Source organism: Enterovibrio norvegicus, from assembly GCF_002876705.1.
In the GTDB taxonomy this organism is placed as follows: domain Bacteria; phylum Pseudomonadota; class Gammaproteobacteria; order Enterobacterales; family Vibrionaceae; genus Enterovibrio; species Enterovibrio norvegicus_B.
Window position 1 is genome coordinate 131690 of record NZ_MDAG01000012.1, and the last position, 25274, is coordinate 156963.

The 25274-nt window shown below is 47.9% G+C and carries 20 protein-coding genes and 2 tRNA genes; 12 read left to right on the forward strand and 10 right to left on the reverse strand.

The genetic code is table 11. The annotated features are described in order from the left end of the window. Positions 1-2: 2 nt before the first annotated feature. The 3 genes from BCT27_RS07515 (at position 3) to BCT27_RS07525 (ending at position 3849) form a co-directional block, all read left to right on the forward strand. On the forward strand, positions 3-971 hold the full coding sequence (locus tag BCT27_RS07515) for a 3-hydroxyacyl-CoA dehydrogenase NAD-binding domain-containing protein (RefSeq protein ID WP_198597525.1): 969 nt from the start codon (positions 3-5) through the stop codon (positions 969-971). A 124-nt stretch (positions 972-1095) separates the two neighbouring features. Then, positions 1096-2778, forward strand: coding sequence for a BCCT family transporter (locus BCT27_RS07520; protein ID WP_102395447.1), 1683 nt, complete (start codon positions 1096-1098; stop codon positions 2776-2778). Between the two features lie 60 nt (positions 2779-2838). Next, positions 2839-3849, forward strand: a complete 1011-nt coding sequence (locus tag BCT27_RS07525) for a GlxA family transcriptional regulator (RefSeq protein ID WP_102391416.1) — start codon at positions 2839-2841, stop codon at positions 3847-3849. 16 nt (positions 3850-3865) lie between these two features. On the opposite strand, the gene BCT27_RS07530 is transcribed toward BCT27_RS07525, so the two are convergent. Next, positions 3866-5050: a TauD/TfdA family dioxygenase gene (locus BCT27_RS07530; RefSeq protein WP_102395448.1), complete on the reverse strand. Its 1185-nt coding sequence runs from the start codon at positions 5048-5050 to the stop codon at positions 3866-3868. A gap of 369 nt (positions 5051-5419) precedes the next feature. Between BCT27_RS07530 and BCT27_RS07535 the strand changes: the two genes are divergently transcribed. Continuing rightward, positions 5420-7513, forward strand: coding sequence for a VIT and vWA domain-containing protein (locus tag BCT27_RS07535; RefSeq protein ID WP_102395449.1), 2094 nt, complete (start codon positions 5420-5422; stop codon positions 7511-7513). Between the two features lie 109 nt (positions 7514-7622). On the opposite strand, the gene BCT27_RS07540 is transcribed toward BCT27_RS07535, so the two are convergent. From BCT27_RS07540 to BCT27_RS07555, 4 genes are all read right to left on the reverse strand, one after another. Next, positions 7623-8363, reverse strand: coding sequence for an SDR family NAD(P)-dependent oxidoreductase (locus BCT27_RS07540; protein WP_102317634.1), 741 nt, complete (start codon positions 8361-8363; stop codon positions 7623-7625). Between the two features lie 27 nt (positions 8364-8390). Then, positions 8391-9080: a hypothetical protein gene (locus BCT27_RS07545; protein ID WP_102395450.1), complete on the reverse strand. Its 690-nt coding sequence runs from the start codon at positions 9078-9080 to the stop codon at positions 8391-8393. Positions 9081-9232: 152 nt separating this feature from the next. After that, positions 9233-9883, reverse strand: a complete 651-nt coding sequence (locus tag BCT27_RS07550) for a response regulator (RefSeq protein WP_102391412.1) — start codon at positions 9881-9883, stop codon at positions 9233-9235. 76 nt (positions 9884-9959) lie between these two features. Beyond that, entirely contained in the window at positions 9960-11336 is a 1377-nt protein-coding gene (locus BCT27_RS07555) for a cache domain-containing protein (RefSeq protein WP_241908527.1), read from the reverse strand. Between the two features lie 358 nt (positions 11337-11694). Here BCT27_RS07555 and BCT27_RS07560 point away from each other — a divergent pair, with 358 nt between their 5' ends. From BCT27_RS07560 to BCT27_RS07570, 3 genes are all read left to right on the forward strand, one after another. Continuing rightward, a complete protein-coding gene (locus BCT27_RS07560) occupies positions 11695-12747 on the forward strand; it encodes a TRAP transporter substrate-binding protein (protein WP_102395451.1) in 1053 nt (350 codons plus the stop codon). 76 nt (positions 12748-12823) lie between these two features. Next, entirely contained in the window at positions 12824-13390 is a 567-nt protein-coding gene (locus BCT27_RS07565) for a TRAP transporter small permease subunit (protein WP_102395452.1), read from the forward strand. Then, positions 13377-14762, forward strand: a complete 1386-nt coding sequence (locus BCT27_RS07570) for a TRAP transporter large permease (RefSeq protein ID WP_102317639.1) — start codon at positions 13377-13379, stop codon at positions 14760-14762. Before BCT27_RS07565 ends, BCT27_RS07570 begins: the two co-directional genes overlap by 14 nt. 137 nt (positions 14763-14899) lie before the next feature. Here BCT27_RS07570 and BCT27_RS07575 read toward each other — a convergent pair whose 3' ends face one another. The 4 genes from BCT27_RS07575 to ltaE form a co-directional block, all read right to left on the reverse strand. Next, positions 14900-17266, reverse strand: coding sequence for a Lon protease family protein (locus BCT27_RS07575; protein ID WP_102395453.1), 2367 nt, complete (start codon positions 17264-17266; stop codon positions 14900-14902). A gap of 224 nt (positions 17267-17490) precedes the next feature. Next, the gene (locus BCT27_RS07580) at positions 17491-18258 is read right to left on the reverse strand and encodes a 3-hydroxybutyrate dehydrogenase (RefSeq protein WP_102317641.1); all 768 of its coding nucleotides are present in this window, start codon (positions 18256-18258) and stop codon (positions 17491-17493) included. Positions 18259-18424: 166 nt separating this feature from the next. Continuing rightward, on the reverse strand, positions 18425-19348 hold the full coding sequence (locus tag BCT27_RS07585; RefSeq protein ID WP_102317642.1) for a DUF808 domain-containing protein: 924 nt from the start codon (positions 19346-19348) through the stop codon (positions 18425-18427). Positions 19349-19431: 83 nt separating this feature from the next. Beyond that, positions 19432-20442 carry a low-specificity L-threonine aldolase gene (gene ltaE / locus BCT27_RS07590; RefSeq protein WP_102391407.1) on the reverse strand — a complete coding sequence of 337 codons (1011 nt, stop codon included), beginning with the start codon at positions 20440-20442 and terminating at the stop codon, positions 19432-19434. Positions 20443-20615: 173 nt separating this feature from the next. Between ltaE and BCT27_RS07595 the strand changes: the two genes are divergently transcribed. Beyond that, a complete protein-coding gene (locus BCT27_RS07595; RefSeq protein WP_017008284.1) occupies positions 20616-21347 on the forward strand; it encodes a sulfite exporter TauE/SafE family protein in 732 nt (243 codons plus the stop codon). 109 nt (positions 21348-21456) lie between these two features. Here the strand turns inward: BCT27_RS07595 and BCT27_RS07600 are convergent, their stop codons facing one another. Beyond that, positions 21457-22500 carry an ABC transporter substrate-binding protein gene (locus tag BCT27_RS07600; RefSeq protein WP_102395454.1) on the reverse strand — a complete coding sequence of 348 codons (1044 nt, stop codon included), beginning with the start codon at positions 22498-22500 and terminating at the stop codon, positions 21457-21459. Positions 22501-22717: 217 nt separating this feature from the next. Between BCT27_RS07600 and BCT27_RS07605 the strand changes: the two genes are divergently transcribed. The 4 genes from BCT27_RS07605 (at position 22718) to BCT27_RS07620 (ending at position 25158) form a co-directional block, all read left to right on the forward strand. After that, a complete protein-coding gene (locus tag BCT27_RS07605) occupies positions 22718-24001 on the forward strand; it encodes an NAD(P)/FAD-dependent oxidoreductase (RefSeq protein WP_102317644.1) in 1284 nt (427 codons plus the stop codon). Between the two features lie 234 nt (positions 24002-24235). Beyond that, positions 24236-24835 carry an alpha-ketoglutarate-dependent dioxygenase AlkB family protein gene (locus BCT27_RS07610; RefSeq protein ID WP_102395455.1) on the forward strand — a complete coding sequence of 200 codons (600 nt, stop codon included), beginning with the start codon at positions 24236-24238 and terminating at the stop codon, positions 24833-24835. 170 nt (positions 24836-25005) lie between these two features. After that, a tRNA-Cys gene (locus BCT27_RS07615) sits at positions 25006-25079 on the forward strand. 3 nt (positions 25080-25082) lie between these two features. Beyond that, positions 25083-25158: transfer RNA gene (locus BCT27_RS07620), tRNA-Gly, on the forward strand. The last annotated feature ends 116 nt before the right edge of the window (positions 25159-25274 follow it).

The following is a 25274-nucleotide window of genomic DNA, read 5'->3' on the forward strand; positions in this document are numbered from 1 at the left end:
TGATGGCGCGTCCTAATCCGGATCAAGTAACAAAAGTCGGTGTCATTGGCACCGGTGTTATTGGTGGTGCATGGGCTTTGCATTTCCTTCGCATGGGCATGGAGGTGGTCGCTTATGACCCCGGCCCCAATGCAAAAGAAAAGCTTCTGACCATGGTCGACAATATTTGGCCCACCATTGAAAAACTGGGGCTAAGAGAAGGCGCAAGCAAAGACAAATTGCGTTTTGTTGATTCCCTCGAACGCCTCGCCAATCAGGTTGAGGTCATCCAAGAAAGTACACCTGAACGAATGGATGCTAAGCGCAGCTTGTTTGCAGAGCTTGATCGCTTCGTCCCCGCTGACGTGGTGATTATTTCCAGCACCTCTGGGTTTGCTATGACAGACATGGCCCGTGAACTTGAATCTCAGCCAGATAGGTTTGTGGTCGGCCATCCGTTTAATCCTCCGTATCTCGTGCCTTTTTGTGAAGTCTGCGGAGGTGAAAGAACCAGCCAAGAAGTGGTGGATTGGACGGCTGCTTTTTATGAAGCAACGGAAAAGCAAGTTGCCAAAATGGACAAAGAGCTGCCGGGCTTTATTGGTAACCGTTTACAAGAAGCATTATGGCGAGAAGCCCTCCATATGGTCGCGAACAAAGAATGCTCTGTTGAAGATATCGACAAAGCGATTGCCTATGGGCCGGGTTTGCGTTGGGCCATTATGGGGCACTGTTTAACCTTCCATTTAGGCGGTGGGCAAGGGGGCATGGCGCATTTGCTGGATCATTTTGAAGATGCGTTAGAAGAACCTTGGACTCGTCTAAAAGCGCCAAAACTTACACAAGCATTGAAAGATGACATGGTGGCAGGCTGCCTTACGCAAGCCAATGGTGCGTCCATTGATGAGCTGGTGCAAGAGCGCGATGATTGCCTCATCCGAATTATGCAAACGCTGAACGAGTATCGCGTAGAAAAAGGAATTAAACGCTGAGTGTTTTAAGCCAATAAATTAAGGATGACGGCTCTGGCATGGTGCTTAAAGAGGAGGATGTTGAATTGTAAAGCGAGATAGAAAACTCACTCACTAAAAAACCATAGCAAAGGAGGATTTGCTGATGTCGTCCACTCCTCAAGAAGGCTTCGAAGCCGCAGAGACTAGGATGTTCAAAGCCGAAAAGCTTGCCCCATCCGGGCTGTTTAAAGGTATGCATAAGGGGATGACGATATTCTCGTCTCTGATGGTACTCGTTTTCGTGTTTTTTACGGGAGTGAACACGGAATTTGCGGGAGAGATATTTGGCAGTGTTCGTTCTTGGATTGAAGTGACGTTTGGTTGGTATTACATGGTCACCATTGTCTTCTTAATCGCGGTATGTATTTTTATCGTGTTTAGTCGATACGGTAGTGTGCGTTTAGGTGATGATGATAGCAGGCCGGACTTTACCAACTTCGCGTGGTTCTCGATGCTTTTTTCCGCGGGTATCGGTATTGGTATCTTATTCTTCGGGGTTGCAGAGCCCATTTTCTATCTGGATAACAGCGGGGCATTTGGTTATCCGAATAACCCCTACGCCGACATGGCAGGCGCGGGTGCGATCAGTTACGATCGCGCGGTAGATGCACTAAGAGTCACTTTCTTTCATTGGGGTTTTCATGGCTGGGCAGTCTATGTGATTGTCGGCATGTCATTGGCCTACTTTGCTTATCGTAAAAAATTGCCATTAGCCCTGCGCTCTGCACTCTATCCATTCATTGGCGATCGTATTTATGGTCCCATTGGACATATTGTCGATATTTTCGGTGTGCTAGGGTGCGTTTTTGGTGTGGCAACCTCACTGGGATTGGGCGTCAGCCAGATGTCCGTCGGGCTTGAAAGGCTGTTTGGTATTGACCCAGGCATATCGACTCAACTTACCCTGATTGCTTTAATTACGATCATTTCCATTTTATCCGCTCTGTCTGGGGTGGGCCGCGGTATCAGAATCATTTCTCAGTGGAATATTATTGTTTCTATTATTGTCGTTGCGCTGTTTTTGTTTGGTGGGCCGACTGGCTGGGTGTTAGGTGCTTTTGGTTCTGCCGTCGGGGATTATCTCGCCAACTTTGTTCAAATGGGACTTTGGTTTCCTGAAGAAAAAGGCCCTGCGAATTGGCAAAACGGCTGGACTGTTTTTTACTGGGGCTGGTGGTTAGCGTGGGCACCCTTTGTTGGTTTGTTTATTGCGCGAATTTCTCGAGGCCGAACTTTAAGAGAGTTTGTGATTGGCGTGCTCCTCGTGCCGACAACCATTATCTTCGTGTGGCTAGGTATCTTTGGTGGAACCGCACTTTATCAAGAGCTGACAGCCAGTTCAGGAGTCGGCACGGCGGGGATCATTGATCTTGTTAATGCGTGGAACTTGCCTGAGGCGTTGTTCGCTAACGCTGATGGGATCTTTGGTAACGGCGTTCTCGGTTGGATCGTGTCTGCCATGATGGTCTTTCTTCTCATGAGTTGGTTCGTCACCTCTTCGGACTCTGGCATCGTCGTGTTAACAACCATTCTGTCTTTAGGGAATGAAGATCCACCAAAAACATTCCGTGTTTTTTGGGGTGTAGTTGTTGGGTTAGTTGCTGCAGCCCTGTTAGTCGCAGGGGGGTTGAGCGCGCTGCAAACAGCCAATATTGCAGCGGCCTTGCCGCTAAGCTTGGTGATCATTGTGATGACGCTCGGTGTGCTTAAATCGCTCTTCAACGATGTGAGTGGTTTGGGGAAAGGAACCAGTGGCGGTAATGAAACACCGTTAGCCAAAGACTAAAATTGGCTAAGCTATGAAGATACGGCCAAAAAATTAGGCCGTATCTTCCTAGGAGACGCGATGCAAACCTCGCTACTTAACCCTTCTCCCCAAGAGGCGCAAAAACCATTAATTGCTGATGATGATGGGGTCTTCACCCTCTCTTTTTTGTTGTTGCCTGAATACGCGATGGTGTCACTGCTCTCTGCCATCGAGCCATTACGCATAGCAAACCGTTTGGCAGGTAAAACCTTATTTCGCTGGCAATGCTTTAGTGAAGATGGCGAGCCTGTTTTAGCCAGCAATGGTTTGGCACTTCAAGATTCCATCTCAATAAATACCAGTGAAAAGCCTCGCAACCTTTTTGTGAATGCGAGCTTCCACCCAGAAAAGCACATGTCAGAACTCGCCATAAAATGGCTACGTGATCTGCATCGGCTCGGGGTCATGATCGGCGCGCTCGATACAGGCTGTTACTTACTGGCCAAGGCCAAGCTTTTAGATGGCTATCCAATCACCTTGCATTGGGAAGCGAAGCCCTCCTTTCAAGAGCGTTATCCTGAATTTGAAATCAGTGATGAGCTATTTGAAATTCAAGGCAAACGCATTACGTGTGCCGGTGGCACTGCCGCAACCGACATGATGCTGTATTTAATCGAAACCTATTTTGAGCCAGAGCTCGCGATCCTCGTGTGCGAACAATTAATTAAAAGTTCTGCGAGAAGCCAAACTGATCATCAACGAGCCAGCCAAGCCGAAAAACTCAAATTACATCACCCTAAAATGGTAAAAGCCTTAGCGTTAATGGCCGATAACATCGAAATCCCGTTAGCCACATCGGATTTAGCAGATCATCTTGCTATTTCTGTTCGGCATCTGGAAAGGCTGTTCTTACAATATTTAGCCTGTTCTCCGTCTGCGTATTATGTGCAAATGCGAGTGGAGCACGCACGGTATCTGCTGTCTGACTCTGGGCTCAGCATCGCGGATATCGCCTTAGCGTGTGGCTTTAGCTCTACCGCCCATTTTAGCCGCCGTTATCGTGCACTTTATGGCACGACGGCCAGCCAATACCGCTCGGGTATTCAATGATTGAATCTCGGCGAAATTAAAGCGCGTCCCTTTCAAGCACCCTAATCCGAGACAAGAGCTCATCTCTGTCGATATAGCAGCCTTGTAAGTGTCTTGAGCCTGTTTTTAGGTCAAACGCATTACGAGCGTGTAAGACGCGGCGATTATCAAAGACGATAAGATCTCCGCCATTAAGGCGATGGAAAAACTGAAACCTTTCCTCTCTCGTTAATCGAATAAAACAGCGATACGCTTTGTAGAGCGCAAGGGTTTGGTGCGCGGGTACATCAATGGGGCCCCTGAGAAAGTTAGCAAGGCGAACTTCCACAACCTGATTGTTTTCATCCACCACGATGGCTTTGCCGCGAAAGCGATAATCACTGTGTTTGTCCTTGTTGTAAAAGGCCATGGGTATGCTGGATAGGCTCTTAAATTCTTCGGGGTAATGCTCACGCATATGTTCGGCTATCTTAAATCCATCAACCAAAATGGATTCACCCCCTGCGGCATCATTGATTAAACAATGCAGAAATTGCAGGCCGGGCTGGAGCTCTCGTGTAGGTAAGTCGGTATGCAGCGGCAAGCGTAAATCGGTATATGCCGAACTGTTTGCATCCGCTTTTGCCTGCACATTAAAAATGGTGCCAAAGTTTGTTTCTCTGATAAACGAGATCCGATTCGCGACGTTAATCAGTGTATTTGGCGCGGTATCGACATCTTTAATCAGCGCGATTCCATAGTCCCTTAAATCTTTTAGCCAGGATAAAAGGTGTTGATCACTTTGCATGATGTTGAGGTAAATGTTCGTCGGCAGCGCTTGGTTGATGGCTTCTTTGTCCCAAACTTTCGCTTGCCATTGTTTGGCGGCGAGTGCGCTTTCGCTGTAACAATGGCTGAATAACCAACCGGGATGATATTGGCTGCCGTGATCAGCATGATCCCACGTGATAACGAGTCTATTGTCTTCAGAGAGATAGGCTTCTTGCGGTTTAATGGTTTCGGGGACATCACAAATCTCAAAGACTTGCTCGCGAGTGAGCGTTGCGATGCATTCTGCACAATGACAATTGTCCCTTAACCACAGGTAGTGGTATTCACTCTTATGCCCGTTATCCCATTCGATCAAAAGCGACTCGCTGCCTAAATCAACACGAACAGGAAGATGTTTGATTGGATAAGGCGTAAAGGATGCAATTTCTGTATGCGTATCAGCGCTTGTCATCGTACTTTCCCCGTGAATATCCCAATAAAAAAGAGGGTGATGCGTTGAGTCATCTTATTACGAGGATTCAGGCTTTTCGTGATACCCAGTCGACATCATTTTGCACCAATCCGACATGTTTTATGGGGCGATAAATTTTTCGAAAACGACGCAGCTAACGCACACCAATACATCGAATCGGCGAGAAGGTGTCACCTCATGCGACGTAGCGTCACGCATATTGTCACTTTAGATACGACGCTTTTGACTTGCACTGTCTTGTTGCAAGCTTCTGAAAACGCAGAGAGTTGCTGGTGCAAATAACGCCAACATCAACGTCCTGCAGATGAGAGAACGAATCTCAAAGAAGCAACGCAATGGAGGCACACGATGCTAAACCAACAGCAAATGACGCAAAGATTCTCGACGTGGGGAATGGTATTTCTCACGTTTGTATTAGGCTGGTTTGCACCCGCTGCAATGGCGAGTGGTTTGTTGAAACCGACGAACAGCCAACACCAAGACCTCACTATTGAAACCCACCACGTGGATGTCGTGATTGAAGACGGCTATGCGACAACATCCATCGAACAAATCTTCTATAACCCAAATAATGACATGCTTGAAGCGCGCTACTCGTTTCCTGTGCCGCAAGAAGCTGTCGTGGGTGAGTTTATTTACTGGATAAACGGCACGCCAGTGATTGCCGAATCGGTGGCGAAAGACAAAGCTAAAAAGATTTATGAAGAGCAAAAAGCGCAAGGCAATGCGACGGCATTGACTGAAAAAGACGGATACAAAACGTTTGAGATGCGCGTCTTCCCTGTTCAGCCTCAACAGCGTGTGAAGGTGAGATTGGTTTACCTGCAAGATGCGCTGATCGACCACGGTATTGGCAGGTATGTTTATCCCATGGAAGAGGGCGGCGTTGATGAAGCGCGCGACAGTTTTTGGACGCGCAATGATGCAGTTGAGCAAGACTTCTCGTTTAACGTCACGCTGAAATCCGCGTATCCCTTTGATGGTGTGCGTTTACCGTCGCACCCTAACGCGACACTCACACAAGAAGCATCAGGCGAGCACACGATTTGGAAGGCGCAAGTGGCGAACCAAACGTCAGCCGCGATTGAAGAGGAAGGCGTGACAGCATCCCCTTCTGCACCCGCGTACCGTTTGGACCAAGACATCGTGGTTTATTGGCGCCTACAAGATGGACTACCCGGTCGCTTGGACATGGTTGCGTACCGTGACCCTGAAGAATCAAAGCGCGGTACAGTGAAACTTACCTTTACGCCAGGTGATGATTTGGGGCCGGTAATACAAGGGCGTGATTGGGTCTTCGTATTAGACAAATCAGGGTCGATGTCGGGCAAGTACAACACCTTGGCGGAAGGGGTTCGACAGGGGCTGAACAAACTGCCACAGCAAGACCGTTTTCGTATTGTGATGTTTGATAGCGCAACGTATGACCTGACCAATGGCTTTATCTCTGCCAGCAAGACAAACGTTGAAAAAGCCCTGAGTGAAATTTCAGCCATGCAACCGAGCAACGGCACCAATCTTTATGAAGGTTTGGGCGCAGCGGTACGTAAGCTCGATGCCGATCGTCCAACGGGTATCGTGCTGGTGACGGATGGTGTGGCGAATGTGGGTGTGACGGAGAAGCGTAAATTCTTCCAAATGATGGAGAAATACGATGTCCGTCTGTTTACCTTCATCATGGGGAACAGTGCGAATACACCGCTGTTGGTACCGATGACTAAGCTATCAAATGGCGTTGCAACGTCTGTCTCGAATGCAGATGACATGATGGGGCATTTACTCAACATCTCGAGCAAGTTAACGCACCAAGCGTATCGTGACATTCAATTGGATATCGACGGTGTGAAGGTGAAAGACCTGACGCCAGAAGCCATCAGTAGCTTGTACCGTGGTGAGCAACTGACGGTGTTCGGCCATTACTTCAAAGCGGGAACGGCGGACGTGACCTTGAGCATGAAAGTGAATGGCGAGACGCGTCGATACACCACCAAGGTATCGCTGCCAGAGAAAACGCTGCGTAACCCAGAGCTTGAAAGAATGTGGGCATTCTCAGCGATTCGAGATTTAGAAGCGCAGATGGATTACCTAGAGCAGAAAGACGCAGACAAAGAACAAGCGATAGAAGACATCGCCGTAGAGTATGGTCTTCTAACGGATTACACCTCGTTGCTGGTGGTTGAAGAAAATGTGTTTCAACAGATTGGCGTTGATCGAAATAACCAAGCTCGCGTGCAGAAAGAACAGCAAGCACGACAAACACGCCAAGCTCAGAATGTACAACCAACACAAGCCGACACAAGTCAGCCAATGTTCACCCAACCTGCACCCACGCATTCGCGTAGTGGCGGTGGAAGCAGTGGTGGCAGCATGAACATCTTCTTGTTCGTTTTGTTTGGGTTGGCAGGTGTTAGCCGTTGGATGTTGCAAACGCGAAAGGCTTAATGGCTTCTTTTATTGGCAGCAGTTATAGAAGTACCGGACAAATAACATGATAAGAAAAAGACTGCCTCGGCAGTCTTTTTTTGCGTGTGTGAGATATGAAATGCAGAGGCTATGTCAGGCTCAGACCACCATCCATCACTAAGGTATGACCGACGATGTAATTCGCTTGCTCGGAGCTAAGCCAAGCGATGGCATTAGCAATTTCTTCTACCGTCGCGAATCGCCCATTGGGTACTTGGCTTGCCACCGTGTTTTTTAATTCGTCGCCCATTTCAGCTTGTGCTTGCTCCCAACGAGGCGTCCATGTCACACCCGGCGCAACGGCATTGACTCGAATACCTTTACGAATGGCTTCTACCGCAATTGAACGGGTGAGCCCTTCAATGCCATGCTTGGCTGCAGAAAACATCGCGGCGTTTGGTGTAGGCCTTATCCCATTGACCGAACTGATGTTGACGATGGAGCCGCCGTTTACAACGAGGTTCAATTCGTATTTCAGGCAGAGTGCATGGATCCAAAAGTCGCCGATGAGGGTGTTGTAAAGGGCGTCGATAGGCACATCGGCGTAATCGCCGCGCGATTCTAACGGGGGTGATGCATTGTTGACCACAATGTCGAGATGCCCATAGTTTTCTCGGATATACCCGAAATAGCGGTCTACCTGATGAACATCTTTCAAATCGACAGGGAGATAATCGACGGCAGACAGTTCAGGGTGAGTAGCCAGTACTTTGTTCCATGTATCTTCATTCCTTGAACAAGTCAGTACTTTGAAACCTGAACGATGGTAATGCGTCACTGTTTGAAGGCCGATACCACTGCTGCCTCCGGTCACAAGAACAATTTTCATTATCTCTCCGGGGTCGTTTGGGACGAACTACCGATGCGAGAAAATGTCATCCAACATCAGCTTTTTTGTTCCACGTAATTGTCGTTGGCTTTCTTTTCCATTGTGAAATTGCTGTTCTGCAAGCCTCACCAAAATATCGAAGAAGTAGGGTGTGCTACCTCTCTGATTATTCATGGTTTTAAGCATAGCATCGCAAAAAATCTCTGGGTCGCTGTCAATCAGGTTTGATGCGATTTTGCCAAGCTGTTGGCAACTATAAACAGTACGCTCTCTGTCTATTTCATGCGCATCATTGATGCAGGTCGCCCATTCGTCGTTACGCAAGGTATCCCATATGATGTTCGAGGCGTTCAGTCTTGCTTCAAACGGCGTATTTGCAAGCGTCCGCAAAAAATAGCGATGTTTGGATTTGCGAACCCATTGTCTGACGCGTTCCGATGAAATGATTGCCTTGGTGAGGAGAGGCAAAGAGCACAAATATAAAAAGAAGGTGATGGCGAGCGTAGCAACAAAAAAGATATCGTCCGTCAGATCAAAGAGGTAACACGAAAGGGTGGTGACGGAAGCGAAAAAGATAAAGGCAAATGAAATGCCGATGCGGGCATACCATTTCACTGAATTGAGGAAATTTGGCGTTTTTTTGCTTAACGTTTCAAGGGAAATACCTGCGTATGTGATTTTTGGGTATTCCGGAATAAGAAAATGCTCTTGGTGCATGCCTGAAACCAATAGAAAAGTATGTAGACACTAAGATACGCTGTTCATAGGAAAATTCGCGGTCATGGCTCAAAAAGTAGGCAAATAACGTCATGATTTTCATGCTAAATACCGCACGCCATAGTGTATTAATTGTGGTGATACACACGCTTTTACTGGTTTTCTTGTTGGTTTATCCAGTCATGCTCAATGGCATATTTCACTAACCCGGCAGTAGATGTTACGCCCAACTTCTTTTTCACCCGAAGACGGTGGGTTTCGACAGTGCGAACACTGATGTCCAGTTCTCTGGCTATGGTTTTGTTGCATGCGCCATTCGCGATAAGAATGAGCACATCTTTTTCCCTTGGTGTTGGTTGAGAGTCATCGTGCTCTTTGTTCTCGAGCTCATTCATGCCTTCGAGCAAGGTTTCTGATACGCCAGCGCTAAAATAAGATCCGCCACCCGCGATAATATCGAGGGCTTGCACCAACTCTTGTGAGGAAACATCTTTCAAAACATAGCCTTTGGCACCACCGCGCATGGCCGCCATGATGTACTCTTTGTTACTGTGCATGCTTAAGATCACCACTTTTACCTCAGGGGCAGCCTCTCGAAGTGTATTTAATACTTCTAACCCTGTTTTCTTTGGCATGGAAATGTCGGTGAGCAAAATGTCTGGTCTGAGCGCCAAGGTTTTTTCAATCGCACATTCGCCGTCACTGGCGGTTCCAACAATCGAAAACTGTGGTTGGCGAGACAGGCGGTCTTTTAGCCCGTCTTGCAATAGGACGTGATCGTCCGCGAGCAACAATGTGGTCATGGTATTTCTCCTTTCGAATGTCATTGCACACCAAAATCAGAGGTTTTTAGCATCTAAAATCAAACGTCTCTGGCATTTACTTGGTTGGCAAAATTGCGCGGACTTCCGTGCCCTGCTGTAACAAACTATTGATGACGAAGTGTCCATCGAGGTTTTCGATTCGTTCACGCATGTTCTTTAGCCCCATTGATTGTGCATTAACGCGAAGCCTATGTTCTTCGAAGCCGATGCCGTCATCTGCGATGGTAAGCACAATTTCGCCTTCTTCTTCCTGCAAAATGATATCAACCGCTTTGGCTTGCGAGTGCTTCTCAGCGTTATGCAGCGCTTCTTGCGCGACGCGATAAAGGGTGATTTCTGCGGCTTTGGATACGTGGGACATGCTTAAGTGGTGCTCGAAAATCACTGTCATGCCGGAACGCGTGGTGACTTCTTTGGCCAAATCTTCAAGGGCGGGAAGCAACCCAAGATCATCCAGTAGCGTAGGGCGTAAATCTTTCGATATTCGGCGAAGCTCAGTGACGGCCTCATTTAAACTGGCTTGGCCTAAACCAAGGTGTTCGCTAATTTCTTCACGGTTCTTTGCCTCTTTTAGACTGTCTAGGCGGTACTTTACTGAGACCAAAATCTGATTGATGCCATCATGCAGCTCACGCGCAACCCGCGTACGCTCTTCTTCTTGTGAATCGATTAACTGGCGATTGAGCGCCTGTAACTTGTTATCGGCGAGTTCCTGCGCATTGACGTGAATAGTGGCGGCAAGGCTGGCCATGATGCCAATGGTGATAACGAGAGTAATGCCTAAGCCGATAAAGGTTTTACTGATGATTTCGTCGATTTTGTTGTGAAGCGACATGACTTGGGTATCAATGTCATCGATATACACGCCAGTGCCGACCATCCAACCCCATTTTTCTAATCCAATGGCATAACTCAGCTTCTTCACCGGCTCTTTTCGTGAGGGCTTGTGCCAGTAGTATTCAACAAAGCCGCCGCCTTGTTGTGCTGCTGTGATTAACCCTTGGAGAAGCTTAAAGCCGTGTGTGTCTTCAACATCCCAAATGTTTTGACCCACCATTTCTGGTTGATAGGGGAGAACAAGATTGGTGCCGTCATAGGTATAGGCGAAGAAGTATCCGTCTTCGCCGTATGTGAGTTTGTTGAGCACGTCGATGACAGCTTGTTTGGCGTTTTCATCATGGGGAGAGGCTGCATTGTAGATAGGAGAGACGGATGCGCGCGCGAGCTCGACGTATTTCAGAAGCTCTTGTTTTTTGGAAGCAAGGGTCTCGGTACGAATGAGGTCAGCTTGGTTGGTGGACAGGGATTCAGATTGCACGGTAACCAGCCCGATGATCAACGCGAACATCAGCAATAAAGGCACCATGGCGAGCACCAGTATTTTGGCGCGTAGTCGTGTATTTATGCCGGAAAGGTTGCTCAAAATATTCATACGTTTCTCTTTTGTCGCCTTTCTCTTTCTCACACCATCGCTATGTTTTTCGTCACACTTTGCGCCGGGATTTACGTCCGTAGTTTGCGTATTCGGTCAAGCATTCTCAGTAACCCCCAATGAGCAACACAATAAACATTCAATGAGATAAGTAACGCGCCTACGTAGTTTTACGGAAATGATGTACGTAAAGCGTGCGAGATGGCGTCCGTTATCTACCTGATTTTCATCTCTGAGGTGCACGTATAGGCTGGACGATAACAAATATTTAACAGGTTCAGTGTGCTCTAAACCTCAACCCCTAAGTCGGTAACACCATACATTCAAAACAGTGATACCGCGCACCAAGGAGTGGACAATGAAACGGCCGATTTCTACAACGCTAAAAGTACTCACCGTCGCTACTGCGTGTTTTTCTGGCGCAGCCCTCGCAGACAAAGTGTTACTTAAAACCCCCATTGCATTTGGTACTCACCTTCCCGCTTTAGGTACCCCGATTAAGTGGGTATCAGAACGCATTACACCGGTATCCGGTAACACCATCAAAATGAAAGTCTATGAACCAGGCAAATTGGTGGCGCCGCTTGAAATTTTGGATGCAGTCTCGAGCGGTAAAGTGAATTCTGGCTATGCGACGGCGGGGTATTGGCAAGGAAAAATGCCAGCAGCTGCACTTTTCTCCGCAGTGCCATTTGGCCCTGAAGCGCCGGAATACATGGCGTGGCTTTTCTACGGTAACGGCTTAGATCTTTACCAGGGAATGTATGACCAAGCGGGCTATAACGTAAAAGTATTGCCGTGCGCCATCATCTCGCCTGAAACGTCAGGTTGGTTTAAAAAGCCAATCGAAAAACCGGAAGATCTGAAAGGGATCACCATGCGTTTCTTCGGGCTCGGTGGTCAGGTGATGGAAAAGCTGGGTGTGGGTACCGTTCAACTTCCGGGCGGTGAAATCTTTGGTGCGCTTGAGAAAGGGGCGATTGATGCCACTGAGTTTTCTCAACCTGCGATTGACCAGCGCCTTGGTTTTCACAAAATCGTGAAATATAACTACTTCCCAGGTTGGCACCAGCAAGCCACTGTTTTTGAGCTTTTGATCAACAAAGACACATGGAACAAAATGGATGGCAACCAACAAGCTGCAGTAGAGACCCTGTGCTTGGCGTCGATGACTAACTCGATTGCGGAAGGCGAAGCGATGCAGTTTGAAGCGATGCAAAAAGCGCAAGAGCAGGGCGTCGAACTGCGTTACTGGAACGACAATATGCTGAACCTGTTTGAAACTACATGGTTAGATGTAGTGGACGAGCAAAAACAAGATCCGTACTTCAAAAAAGTGTGGGATGACATGTCAACGTTCCGTGCTAACTACCAAGTCTGGGAATCAAAAGGGTTTCTACCTCGACAATAATCTCTCGAGTTTGGGCAGCATTCGTTGCCCCTTTTTTATCTCATTACATTGATATTTAAGGAACAGGGAACGAATTATGGCCCAGCCTTCCTATTCGCCTTCTGCCTCCCCGCTTGCTGACAGCATCGAGCATGTTGTGCGATCCCTCGGGCGTTTTTTTGCGTGGAGTTATCTCATTCTTATTGTCGTGATCATCACGCAGGTTGTATTGCGAAAAGTGTTCAGCAATGGGCAGATAGCATTAGAAGAACTGCAATGGCATTTGTATGCGGTTGGGGTGCTCTTTGGTCTGTCATACGCGGAAATCACGGGTACGCATGTGCGCGTCGATATTTTCTATCACCGATTTTCTGAGCGGGCCAAAGCGTGGGTAGAAATCATCACTGTCGCCTTCTTTGTTTGGCCATTTATGTACGTCATTTTTATCCATTCACTCGATTTTGTGTATGAAGCATGGCGAGTGGATGAGCGTTCGAACGCGCCGTCGGGTCTGCCATGGCGATGGGTTATCAAATCCGCCATCCCTTTTAGCGCGGCACTGTTAGCGTTTGCGAGCTTAGCCAGAGTGTTGAGAGCCATCGCATTGTTACGGGGTAATGGTGCGTCAGTGTCAACGAAGGGAGGTTCGCATGGAAGCGAATGAAATTCTGATTCTTGCCATGTTTGGCAGTTTTATTCTTCTCCTGTTTATTGGCATTCCCGTTGCGTGGGTATTGGGCGGCGTGGGTGTGGCGTTTGCCATTATTGGTTATTACAGCGATATCTATTTTGATACGTGGACAGGGCTAGATTTCACCACGCTTGGTTTGGTGGTTAACCGTCTATTTAAGATCATGGACAACTGGATATTGGTGGCACTTCCCATGTTTATATTTATGGGGAACATGTTGGATAAATCTGGCGTTGCCGATCGTCTAATGCATGCCATGCAAGCCTTATTCGGGCGTGTACATGGTGGGTTGGCGATCACCGTCATGGCCATAGGGATCATTTTGGCAGCGTCGACAGGCATCATTGGGGCATCTGTTGTATTGCTCGCGACCATGTCTTTACCTGCCATGATGAAACAGGGTTATCACCTTCCATTGGCACTTGGCACCATCGCGTCGGCGGGGACGTTGGGTATATTGCTACCGCCTTCGATCATGCTCGTCATTATGGCGGATCAGCTCGCGTTGTCTGTGGGTGATCTCTTTATGGGAGCCATGGTGCCAGGCTTGATGCTGGGTGCCATTTACATTATCTACCTGCTGATAGTGGGGTTGGTTAAGCCGCAATCTATTCCATTGCCTGATGATGCAAAACCCGTGGATTGGGGGGTGATCAAAGATGTTGCGAAAGCCATTGTACCGACATTCGCACTTATCTTTGCGGTGTTAGGCTCAATTTTTGCCGGTATAGCCACGCCGACCGAAGCGTCGGGAGTGGGGGCATTTGGTGCTATTTTACTGGCGGTTTTTTATCAGCGTTTTTCGTTGTCAGTGTTGCGAGAAGTGCTCATCGATAGCTACAAAACCACCGCATACATCTTTGCCATCTTCATTGGCGCGACCTGCTTTGCGTTAGTGCTGCGAGAGCTAGGCGGCGATGAGTTCATCGAACAAGCCTTCGAAGCGCTACCCTTTGGCCCGTATGGGGTGGTGGCGTTTATCTTGCTGGTGATTTTCCTGCTGGGCTTCTTCCTTGACTGGATTGAAATCACCTTGATTGTGCTGCCGTTACTTGCCCCCGTGGTGCTGGGCTTAGACTTGGACATTGGCACCTATCCTGGATTGGATAATGCGGAGCTTGTGTGGTTTGTGATGCTGGTGGCGATGGCGCTTCAAACGAGTTTCTTAACCCCGCCTGTGGGTTTTGCGTTGTTCTATTTGAAAGGAGTATGTCCACCAGAAGTCAGGCTCATAGATATCTATAAAGGCGTGTTGCCGTTCATCATTCTTCAGTTGATTGCGTTAGTGGTTTTGGTCTTCTGGCCGAATTTAATCTTGTGGCTACCGTCTGTGGCGTATGGCTAGAACCTGTTGACCTTTGATGATGGTGAAATTTGAAGAAAGAAAAAGCCGACAATTGTCGGCTTTTTAGTGTTTGCGATAAACCGTATTAGGCGTTCACTCACTCAATCTTGTGTTGATTTTTAACTCGTTGTTTTTTGCTAGTTATCATCGCGCAGTGCAGCAATGCATTCATATGCTTTTTGCAGCACAGTGCCAGATTTGAATTTACCTTTCGCATCCAATTTGCCTGCAGGCATGCCGGTGAACAATTCGAGTGCTTCACTCACATGGCTAATGGCGTAGATGTGGAATTGGCCCTTCTCAACGGCATGGATAACATCTTTGCGAAGCATCAAGTTGTGCACGTTAGAGGCAGGAATGATCACGCCTTGCGTGGATTTTGGGCCTTTGATGGTACAAGCATCAAAGAAGCCTTCAATTTTCTCGTTCACCCCACCAATTGGCTGTGTTTCACCGAATTGGTTCATTGAGCCCGTGATTGCAAGATCTTGGCGAAGCGGAATGCCTGAGATAGCCGAAATCACGGTGCAGAACTCGGCCATAGATGCACTGTCACCGTCCACACCACCATACGATTGTTCGAAGGTGAGCGTGGTCGTGAGTGGGATCTTGGCTTTCTTACCCAGCAGTGATGACAGGTACGCGGTTAAGATCATCACACCTTTTGAGTGGATGTTGCCGCCCAGTTTTACGCTTCGCTCGATATCAAGGACGCCGCCGTCACCGAACGAAGTGGTCGCAGTGATACGGTTTGGCGCGCCGAACGCGTAATCTTGTGTGGCAAGCACTGAAAGGGCGTTGATTTGTCCGATTGACGTGCCCTTTGTTTGCAGCAATGTCGTGCCGTTGGTAAAGCCTTCCATCACGTGATCGCGCAGACGACTCACACGCATATCACGGCTTGCGAGGGCTTTCTCTACGTGTGAGGCGCGAATGATATTGGCGTTACTAACACGTGCTTGATAGTTTGATTCACGCAGTAGGTTCGCAATGTCCGCCGAGTGAAGTGACAGCTTGTCTTGATCACCCGATTGGCGCGAGCTGTGCTCAATGATTCGGCCAATCGCGCCTTGGTCACAGTGCAGCAGATTGTTGTCATGACAGATGCTTGAAATGAATTTCGCGTACTTCATTTCGCTGTCGTCATTGCGTGGCATGTCATCTTCAAAGTCAGCGGTGACACGGAACAACTCACTGAATTCTGCATCATAGTGTTGAAGCAGTTGATAGGTTTTGTAATCACCGAACAGAACGATTTTCACATCAAGTGGAATTGGCTCTGGCTCAAGCGAAATCGTGCCGCTCAACGTCACTTCTCTTTCCAGTGAGCTTAAGCTGACCTTACGAGAACTCAGCGCACGTTTCAGGCCATCCCATACATATGGGCGTTCAAGCACTTTGACGGCGTCGATGAGCAAGACACCGCCATTTGCACGATGAATGCTACCAGCACGGATCAGCGAGAAATCGGTGAATACTGTGCCTTTGTAAGTGGCGTTTTCCACATAACCAAAGATGTTGTGGTAAGTCGGGCTGTCTTCAACAATGACAGGCGGCACATCTTCGTCTTGCGCGACGAGCACATTGACTTGGTAACGACGCGGCAATTTTTTATCGAGAGCGGCGTAGGCGAGTGCAGCTTGGTCTTCGCTTTCTTCAAGGAAGATATCAAGGTTTTCGAGAATGTCAGCCTGCATGCCTTTTAGGTACTTTTTCACCTGCGGCAAATCTTGGTAGCTGTCGATCATTGGCTTGATGAGACGTGCGACCACTTCAATCGCGATCTCTTCATCGAGCTTTTGTTGCTGCTCTGCGTACTGCTCTTCCCATTCGGTCAGTTTGCGCACAAGGCCTCGGAGCTGAATTTCAAGCTCACGGATCACCTTGTCGAAATTGGCTTGCTCATCATCGGAGAGCGCATCGAACGTTTCTTCGGAATGAGGTTCTTCACCGTTTAAGGCGATGAATTGGTAATCGCCCGCCGTGGTGATCGACAAACTCACGCTCTGCGCTTTTGCGTCATTCGTCAGAGTTTGCAATGCGCCTTCTTGCTGTTCGGTTAGCTGACCTTTCAGCACATCCGCACGGGTAAAGTACATCTCGTTGTCAAATGCGAGGGGCAGGGCTTTCCCTAATTTCCCCATCAACTTTTCGATGTCTTTTTTCAGTGCGATCCCCCGACCTGCTGGGACTTGCAAAACGGTCGGGCAACGAGAATCTTGGAAATTCGCGACATAACACCAATCGAAAATTTGGTGGCTGTATTCCCAGTGACGTTTTAGGTAGCGCATCATCATGGTGCGCTTACCGAGTCCGTTCTGGCCGACAGCGTAAATGTTGTAGCCCTTTTCTTTTATCGACATCGCAAATTCGACGGCTTGACGTGCACGATCCTGACCCACGATTTCGTCGAGGGGCTCAAGATGCTTGGTAGATGAAACGTCGAGTTTGTTCAGTTGTGAGGTGCGATAGAGCCTGTCACTGGTTAAAGAAGTCTGTGTCATGGCGCTCTCCTTTCGCTATGTTCAATATTTTCAGTGTAGCGCTCTTAACTTACTGATTTTGAGATAAACAGGCAAAGGAATGTTGGCAATGTGGGCTGGCGCACTTTATTCGGTATATTCTAGTGAACAACTGCACAAATATTGGCCAATCAAAAGCACAAAAAACGGCGTAAAAGCCGTTTTTGAGTGGGTATGTATCGAATTTGTCTCACGCGTGTTTCGCGTTAATGCGCGGTCCAGCCTCCATCAATAGTGATGGCTTGCGCGGTAATATTTTTGGCACTTGGGGAGCAAAGGAACAAGGCGGTATCTGCAAGTTCGTTCAATGCAATAAACGCTTTTTTCGGCATCGGCTTGAGCATGATGTTGTTGATGACTTCTTCTTCGCTGATGTTGTGGTTTCTGGCTTGTGCGGCAATTTGGTTTTCAACCAGCGGCGTTTTGACATAGGAAGGGCAGAGTGTATTGATGGTGACATCATGATCTGCACTTTCTAGGGCGATGGTTTTTGAAAAGCCGAGAATGCCGTGTTTTGCTGAAACATACGCAGATTTATACGGTGAGGCCACAAGGCTATGGATCGAGCCAACATTGATGATTCGCCCGAAACCTTGCGCGTACATGTCTGGCAAGAATGCTTTGGTGAGCATGGCAGGGCCCGTGAGCAAAATGTCGATGATTAAACGCCATTTCTCTTCGGGGAATGCCTCTAACGCGGAAACGAATTGGATGCCTGCATTGTTGATAAGCACATCGACGGGCTTGACGACACGTGACGGCGCTGACGCAATCTGCGCGGAATGGGTGACATCCAATTCGAGGCCATAAACCTCGGTATTGTGGGTTTCTTTCAGCGAGGCAACTGCGCTCTCAAGGGCTTCTTTATTGATGTCAGAAAGCGTGACACAGTAGCCTTCGTTTGCGAACCCTTGTGCCATACCAAATCCGATACCACTCGCGCCACCTGTAATAAGGACGTGCTTTGCTGCCATGTGAGTTCTCCTTAACGCACCCAGAAATATGATGGTTGTTCTGCTTACGCAGAGCAATTAGCTGTATTCACAAACCTTGTTAGCTACAGTCATAAACTATGCGCGTATCGGAAAAACGGCAATGCGTAGTAGTACGCAGCAGTCAATAAAGTGATCGGATCGGCGATTATTTTGCGTTGGGTTTGAGTTTGCTAAGCACAGACACAACACCGACCACAATCACACCAGCAATCAGCCCTATGATGCCGTTAAGCAGGGTAGGGATCACCGCCGAAATGATGTCGCCGAGTGCTGGAATCAGCGCAGTTTCTCTTGCTGCTTCACCAATCCATTCAGACAAAATGTGTACGCCGTGGGACAGAATGCCACCGCCAACCAAGAACATGGCGATGGTGCCGACGATGGACAAGGTCTTCATTAGGTAAGGGGCAAAGACCAACAAACCACGACCAACAGACTGAGCAAGAGCGGTGCTTTTCTGGCTGAGGTACAAACCTGCGTCATCAATTTTTACGATCACTGCAACCAAGCCGTACACACCAATGGTCATCAGGAAGGCAATACCAAACAGGGTCACGACTTGCGTTAAGAAGGGGCTTTCTGACACCACCCCCAATGTGATCACGATGATCTCAGCAGACAAGATGAAGTCTGTCCGGATCGCGCCTTTGATTTTCTCTGCTTCAAACTGAGCAGCGTTGATGGTCGCGGTATTGAAGTCAGTGCTTTGCGCTTCTGGCTTTTTGTCGTGCTTGTGGAAGAAGGTATGCAGCACTTTTTCTGCCCCTTCAAAGCAGAGAAATAAACCGCCCAGCATGAGAAGAGGCGTGATGAGCCACGGCGCAATCGCGCTGATCGCGAGCGCTGCAGGCACCAATATCAGCTTATTGAAAAATGAGCCTTTGGCCACCGCCCACACAACGGGAAGTTCTCTGTCGGCTTTCACACCTGACACTTGCTCTGCGTTCAAAGCAAGGTCATCACCAAGTACACCTGCGGTTTTCTTGGCAGCAACTTTACTCATGACGGAAACATCATCGAGTATGGTGGCAATATCATCGAGCAGTGTGAGAAGGCTAGCGCCGGCCATGTTAATTCCTTATATGACAGATACAAAAAGAGGCGGAAATCCGCCTCATAATTTACGTCATTTCTTCGATTGAGAAGTCTGAATTAAAGCTGTTTTTCAATCGCCGAAAGTAACGTATCAATGTCTGTACGAGAGACATTTTTATGCGTAACGAAGCGCATGGCTTTGTGAGAAGGTGAAACCAAAATACCTTGCTCTTTCAACGCATCAGCAATGGCACGAATGTCGATGTGTGATGATACATCCGCGTAGACAATGTTGGTTTGCACCGGATAAATAAAGGTATTGAAACCAGGAATCGCCCCTAATTTCTCCGAGAGGTAACGTGCATTGTCGTGGTCATCTTTCAAGCGTTCAACATTCTCAGTGAGCGCCATCATGCCAGCCGCCGCCAAAATACCCGCTTGGCGCATGCCACCACCAACCATTTTACGTAAGCGACGCGCGCGTTGAATGTAAGCAGCGTCACCCAACAGCAAAGAGCCGACAGGTGCACCCAAACCTTTCGATAGGCAAATGGTCATTGAATCGAAATGCTGGCTGATTTCTTTGATATCGACGTCCAATGCCACTGAGGCGTTATACACACGTGCGCCATCAAGATGCAGTTTTAGGTTATGCGTGTTAGCAAAATCGCGGGCTTGTGCCAAATAACTCATCGGTAGCACTTTACCGCCGATGGTATTTTCCAAGCTCAGGAGGGTAGTGCGCGCAAAATGTACGTCATCGGGTTTTACGGCTGCAGCCAGCTTTTCAAAGCACAAGGTGCCGTCTTTGTTGTTCTCAATCGGTTGAGGTTGTACCGACCCTAGAACGGCAGCGCCACCTGCTTCATATTTGTAATTGTGTGCTTGTTGACCGCACAAATATTCGTCGCCACGCTCACAGTGTGCCAAAATACCCAACAAGTTTGCTTGAGTGCCTGATGCGGTAAATACGGCCGCTTCAAATCCATGTCTCTCTGCAGCCCATCGCTCTAGTTCGTTGACGGTCGGATCATCACCGTACACGTCATCACCAACAGGTGCATTTGCCATCGCGTTACGCATTTTTTCATCGGGTTGTGTCACTGTGTCTGAGCGCAAATCAATCATTTCTTCACTGTCCTGATTACTACTGTACCCAAGCAATTTGAGGTTGCTTGAGTATGATGATCGAATGTTCAGAGTACTCTTGATTGATAGAAAAGTAATTACAAAACATAACGAATACAATACCTGTCCTTCACTTGAGTCAAGTCGCGAGTGAGAGTGAGTTGGGAGTAACAATGGAACTGTCTTGGCTGTTTATCTCGTTAGCGTGTTTAGTAACAGGCTTCTCAAAGTTTTCTATTGGCGGGCTGGGTTTGGTTATCTTGCCGTTGATGATGTTAGCGTTTCCTGGGCCGGAAGCGCTCGGTGTGATTTTGCCTTTCTATTTGCTAACAGATCTGATTGCGGTAATGACATATCGCAAGAATATTAACTGGAAGGTATTGGCGAAGTTATTGCCTTTTGGCGCCATTGGCATAGCGGCAGGCACCTATGTGTTGGGGACGGTAGACCCAAGCACTTTCATGACCTTTCTCGGGATTCTGATTTTTGCCTTGTTGGGCTTATCTTTGTGGTTGGATTACCACCCTCTACCCATTTTTACACACCCTTGGGCCGCGAGCTTTGCAGGTTCGCTATGTGGTTTTGTTGGGGTAATTGCCAACGGCGCAGGACCGTTAATGGGCTTGTTCTTGCTTGAACAGAAAATGGAAAAGTCCGCCTATGTCGCGACGCGAGTATGGGCGTTCTTGAGCCTGAATCTCATGAAGTTGGCGGGATTATTGAGCCTTGGGTTAATCAATACAGAAACGTTGAAAGCAAGCGCCGTGGGTATCCCAGCGCTGTTTCTTGGTATGTGGATTGGCTACAAGGTGTTTGCACGCATATCGCCCGAACAACTAAAAGTCATTGTGCGAAGCATGATATCGCTAAGCGCTGCGCATCTTCTGTTCTTCAAATCGAATTAGCGTTGTGCGCGAAATGCTTGAGAGATAACCTTTAACTGACTCTCCAATAACAGAAACCCGCAGCCTAGGCCGCGGGTTTTCTTTTTACGATCAATGCATCGCTGTCGAGTTAGCTTTTCAGCAACTGCCAGTAGCGGTTGTAAATGCTGACTGCGTCGCCAACATCATTAGTAAATTCGCCTTTTTCTACGTCCTCATCAGACGGGAAAATGGTGTTGTTTTCGGTGTATTCAGCAGAGAGTTTTTCTTTCGCGCGTTTGCTTGGTGCTGGGTAGCCAAGCTCTTCAACCATGGCCGCTTGGTTTTCAGGACGGTACATAAAGTCGATGAACTTGTGCGCCAGTTCCTTCTTCTCTGCGTTTTTAGGAATGATGAAGTTGTCCATCCAAAGGATTGAGCCTTCTTCTGGATAAACAAAATGGATGCTGTCCATTTCTTCCTGTGCCATATAGGCATTACCATTCCACTGCTGACCAATACCCACTTCGCCTGTCACAAAGGGAACATGCGGAGCGTCTGAGTTGTAGACGACAATGCCTGGGCGTAGTTCAACCAACAGCTCATAGGCTTCTCTGATTTCAGCTTCGTTCTTGGTGTTGATGCTGTAGCCTTTGGCTTTTAGCGCCATACCAAATACATCACGCACATCATCAAGCAACATCAGTTGGCCTGCGAAGTCTTCATTCCACAAATCGGCCCACTTTGTCACGTTACTGCCATCAACAATGTCATCGTTGTAGCTAATCGCGGTCACACCCCATACATAGGGCAATGAGTAGTCGTTGTTTACGTCAAACGGCTGCGCCATCAATCCAGGAATGATGTCTTTCACGTGAGGGATTTGTGACTTGTCGATTTTCGCCAACATGCCTTCATCACTCATACGTTGAATGAAGTAGGTTGATGCAAAAGCAAGATCGTAGCCCTTTCCATCAAGCAGCTTCAGCTTGGTATACATAGATTCGTTGTTTTCAAACGTCGAATAGTTCACCGTTACATCATATTCTTTCTCGAACGCTTGAATCACGTTCATGGGCATATATTCTGCCCAGTTATAGATGTTTAGTACTTCGCTGTTTGCAGAAACGCCGAAAGATACAGATGCGGAAAGTGCGATGCTTACCGCTTTCACCCCTTTAAGATATTGGTTCATATGTGTTGTCCTTAAATGGCTATACCAAGCCGAAATTCGAACGCGCATCATCAAAAGAAACACTCTGACTGTCAATCAATTAACCCCTTAATAAGTAACAAAGTGTGCGCGAGGTATTGATCGCATTATCTCCTTGCCTGTTGTGGGGCTTAGTGCGAATATTCGCCATCATTTTTTTCATTCAACCCTTTCCATATAAGCAGGATTTAGTCACAAGATGGCGAAAGAAAACGGGTATATCGATAGCTACTACCAAGCAACGGCGAATGTACTGGCTGAACAACCAGAGCTAACCAACGACATTCAAGCTGATGTTTGTATTATTGGTGCGGGTTTGACCGGCACAAATGCCGCGATTGAATTGCGTAAACAAGGCATGAGCGTTGTGGTTCTTGAAAGTCAGCGTATTGCGTTTGGCGGTTCAGGGCGTAATGGTGGACAAGCGCTGGTAGGTTACTGCCTAGGCTTGCGTGAAGTTGATGAAACCTACGGGCCTGAATGGGGCAAGCAATTGTGGGATTTGTCAGTCGAATCTATCGATATCATTCGTGAGCGCATCAGTGAATTCAACATCGATTGTGATTTCCAAGAAGGCTACATTGAGCTTGCGTTGAACAAAGGCCAAGAAGAAGAACTGAAATCTTGGCATGAACTCAAGCACGGACGTTACAACTACCCGGTTGCTGAGTGGTGGGATGCAGACAAGATTGATCAGGTTGCCAACACGCGTCGTTACCTAGGCGGTTTGTTTGACCCAAACAGTGGCCATGTCCATACGCTGAATTACACACTAGGCTTGGCGCAAGCGGCGATTTCTGTGGGTGCTGAGATCTACGAAAACAGCCCAGTGATCAAAATTGAGAAAGGCGCGGGCTTTAACACGGTGAAAACGGCCAAAGGCAGCGTGAAGGCAACACAAGTGCTGCTTGCGTGTAATGCCTATCTTGATGGCCTTCACCGTCGTGCCCAATCTAAAGTGCTTCCTGTTGCATCTTATATTGCGGTGACTGAGCAATTAGGCGATCGCAACCCGATCACCAATAACATGGCAATGTCTGATCTGAATAACTGTTTGGATTATCTGCGTCCAACGGCCGATGGCCGAATTCTGTTCGGCGGTGTGAACCACCCATTCAATGGTGAGTACCCAGACAGCCAAGAGCGTCTGCGTCAACGCATGTTGAAAGTGTTCCCACAATTGGGTGATGTGAAAATGGAATACCACTGGGGTGGTTTGTTCGCGGTAACGCGCAGTTACATGCCTGAAATCGCGCATTTAGGGAATGATATTTATACCGCTCATGGTTATACCGGTCATGGCGTGGGTCTAACAAACATTGCTGGCCGTGTTGTGGCAGAAGCCATGGCGGGACAAGCAGGGCGCTTTGATGTGTTCTCTCGCGTGAAACATGGTTGGATCCCAACGCCTGAAGTATTGCGTAAACCTGCATTGGCGATGGCGATCTGGAAAGCCAAGATGGAAGATGCACTTGCGAAATAAGTGATGCGTTGATATCGCTTAGATACACAGAAGGGTAGCGTTGCTACCCTTCTGTCGTTTTAGCCCATGATTGTAGTCGTAGTCGTAGTCGTAGTCGCAGGTGCTGGGGGCGTGTTGATCGCATGAACGATGAGTATCGTAAAAATGAACCAATGAAATGTCTTAGGGATCGATCTTGTTTGTTTTCCTTTCACTCAGTTAGAGTGATTGAAAACATAAAGAGGACAACAATGAATGCTGCAAGGCGACATGTTTGATGAAACCGGATGGATCAACATTCCGGATGGAGCGTTGTTCTGGCAACCGAATTTCTTCTCTGAGGAAGAAGCGGCTGAGATATTCTCTGGTCTTATGTCTACGCTTCCTTGGCAACAACAACCGATCTCAATGTTTGGGAGAGAGGTGCTTCAACCCCGCCTTCAAGCATCTTTCGGTGATAAGTCTTATGGTTATTCTGGGCTCAAACTGGCTGCCGCCAAAATGCCTTCATCATTAGACCTACTGAAAAAAAGATGCGAAGCACAAGCAGATACGCCTTTCAACTCTGTGCTCGCCAATCTTTATCGAGATGGGCAAGATTACATGGGGTGGCATCAAGATAATGAAGTTGAGCTTGGCAAAGAACCTGCGATCGCGTCGTTGAGTTTTGGTGAAACGCGCCGCTTTGTGCTTAAACACCTCAAGAGTGGAGAAAAAAGGGAATTTGAATTGAATTCCGGCGCATTGCTGATAATGGCGGGTAAAATCCAGACTTATTGGCACCACTCGATCCCGAAAACCGCGAAAATGAAAGGGCCGAGAATTAATCTGACCTTCAGAAACATCATTTTTTAGCGATATTCGAGGTGATTTTTAAGACGATATGGTCGATTTATATCGCTTTTGCCGCGATTTTAAGCGAACGAACTTTTATTTAATGATTTGTGTTGACTAGATCACGCGAATCCGTAAAATGCCGACCCATACCGCAGCGGAAGACAACTTCTAAAGCGGAAGGAAACAAAGGCGCGTTGGCAGAGTGGCTATGCAGCGGATTGCAAATCCGTGTACCTCGGTTCGACTCCGGGACGCGCCTCCATTTGCGACACTAGCTCAGCTGGTAGAGCGCAACCTTGCCAAGGTTGAGGTCACGAGTTCGAACCTCGTGTGTCGCTCCAAATTCTTCTCTTCGGAGAAACAGCTTTCGATTCGTCGGAAGTTAAACACGCAAGGAACTCTTGCCAAGGTTGAGGTCACGCCTAAGCCTTGAAGATCGGGAACCTCGTGTGTCGCT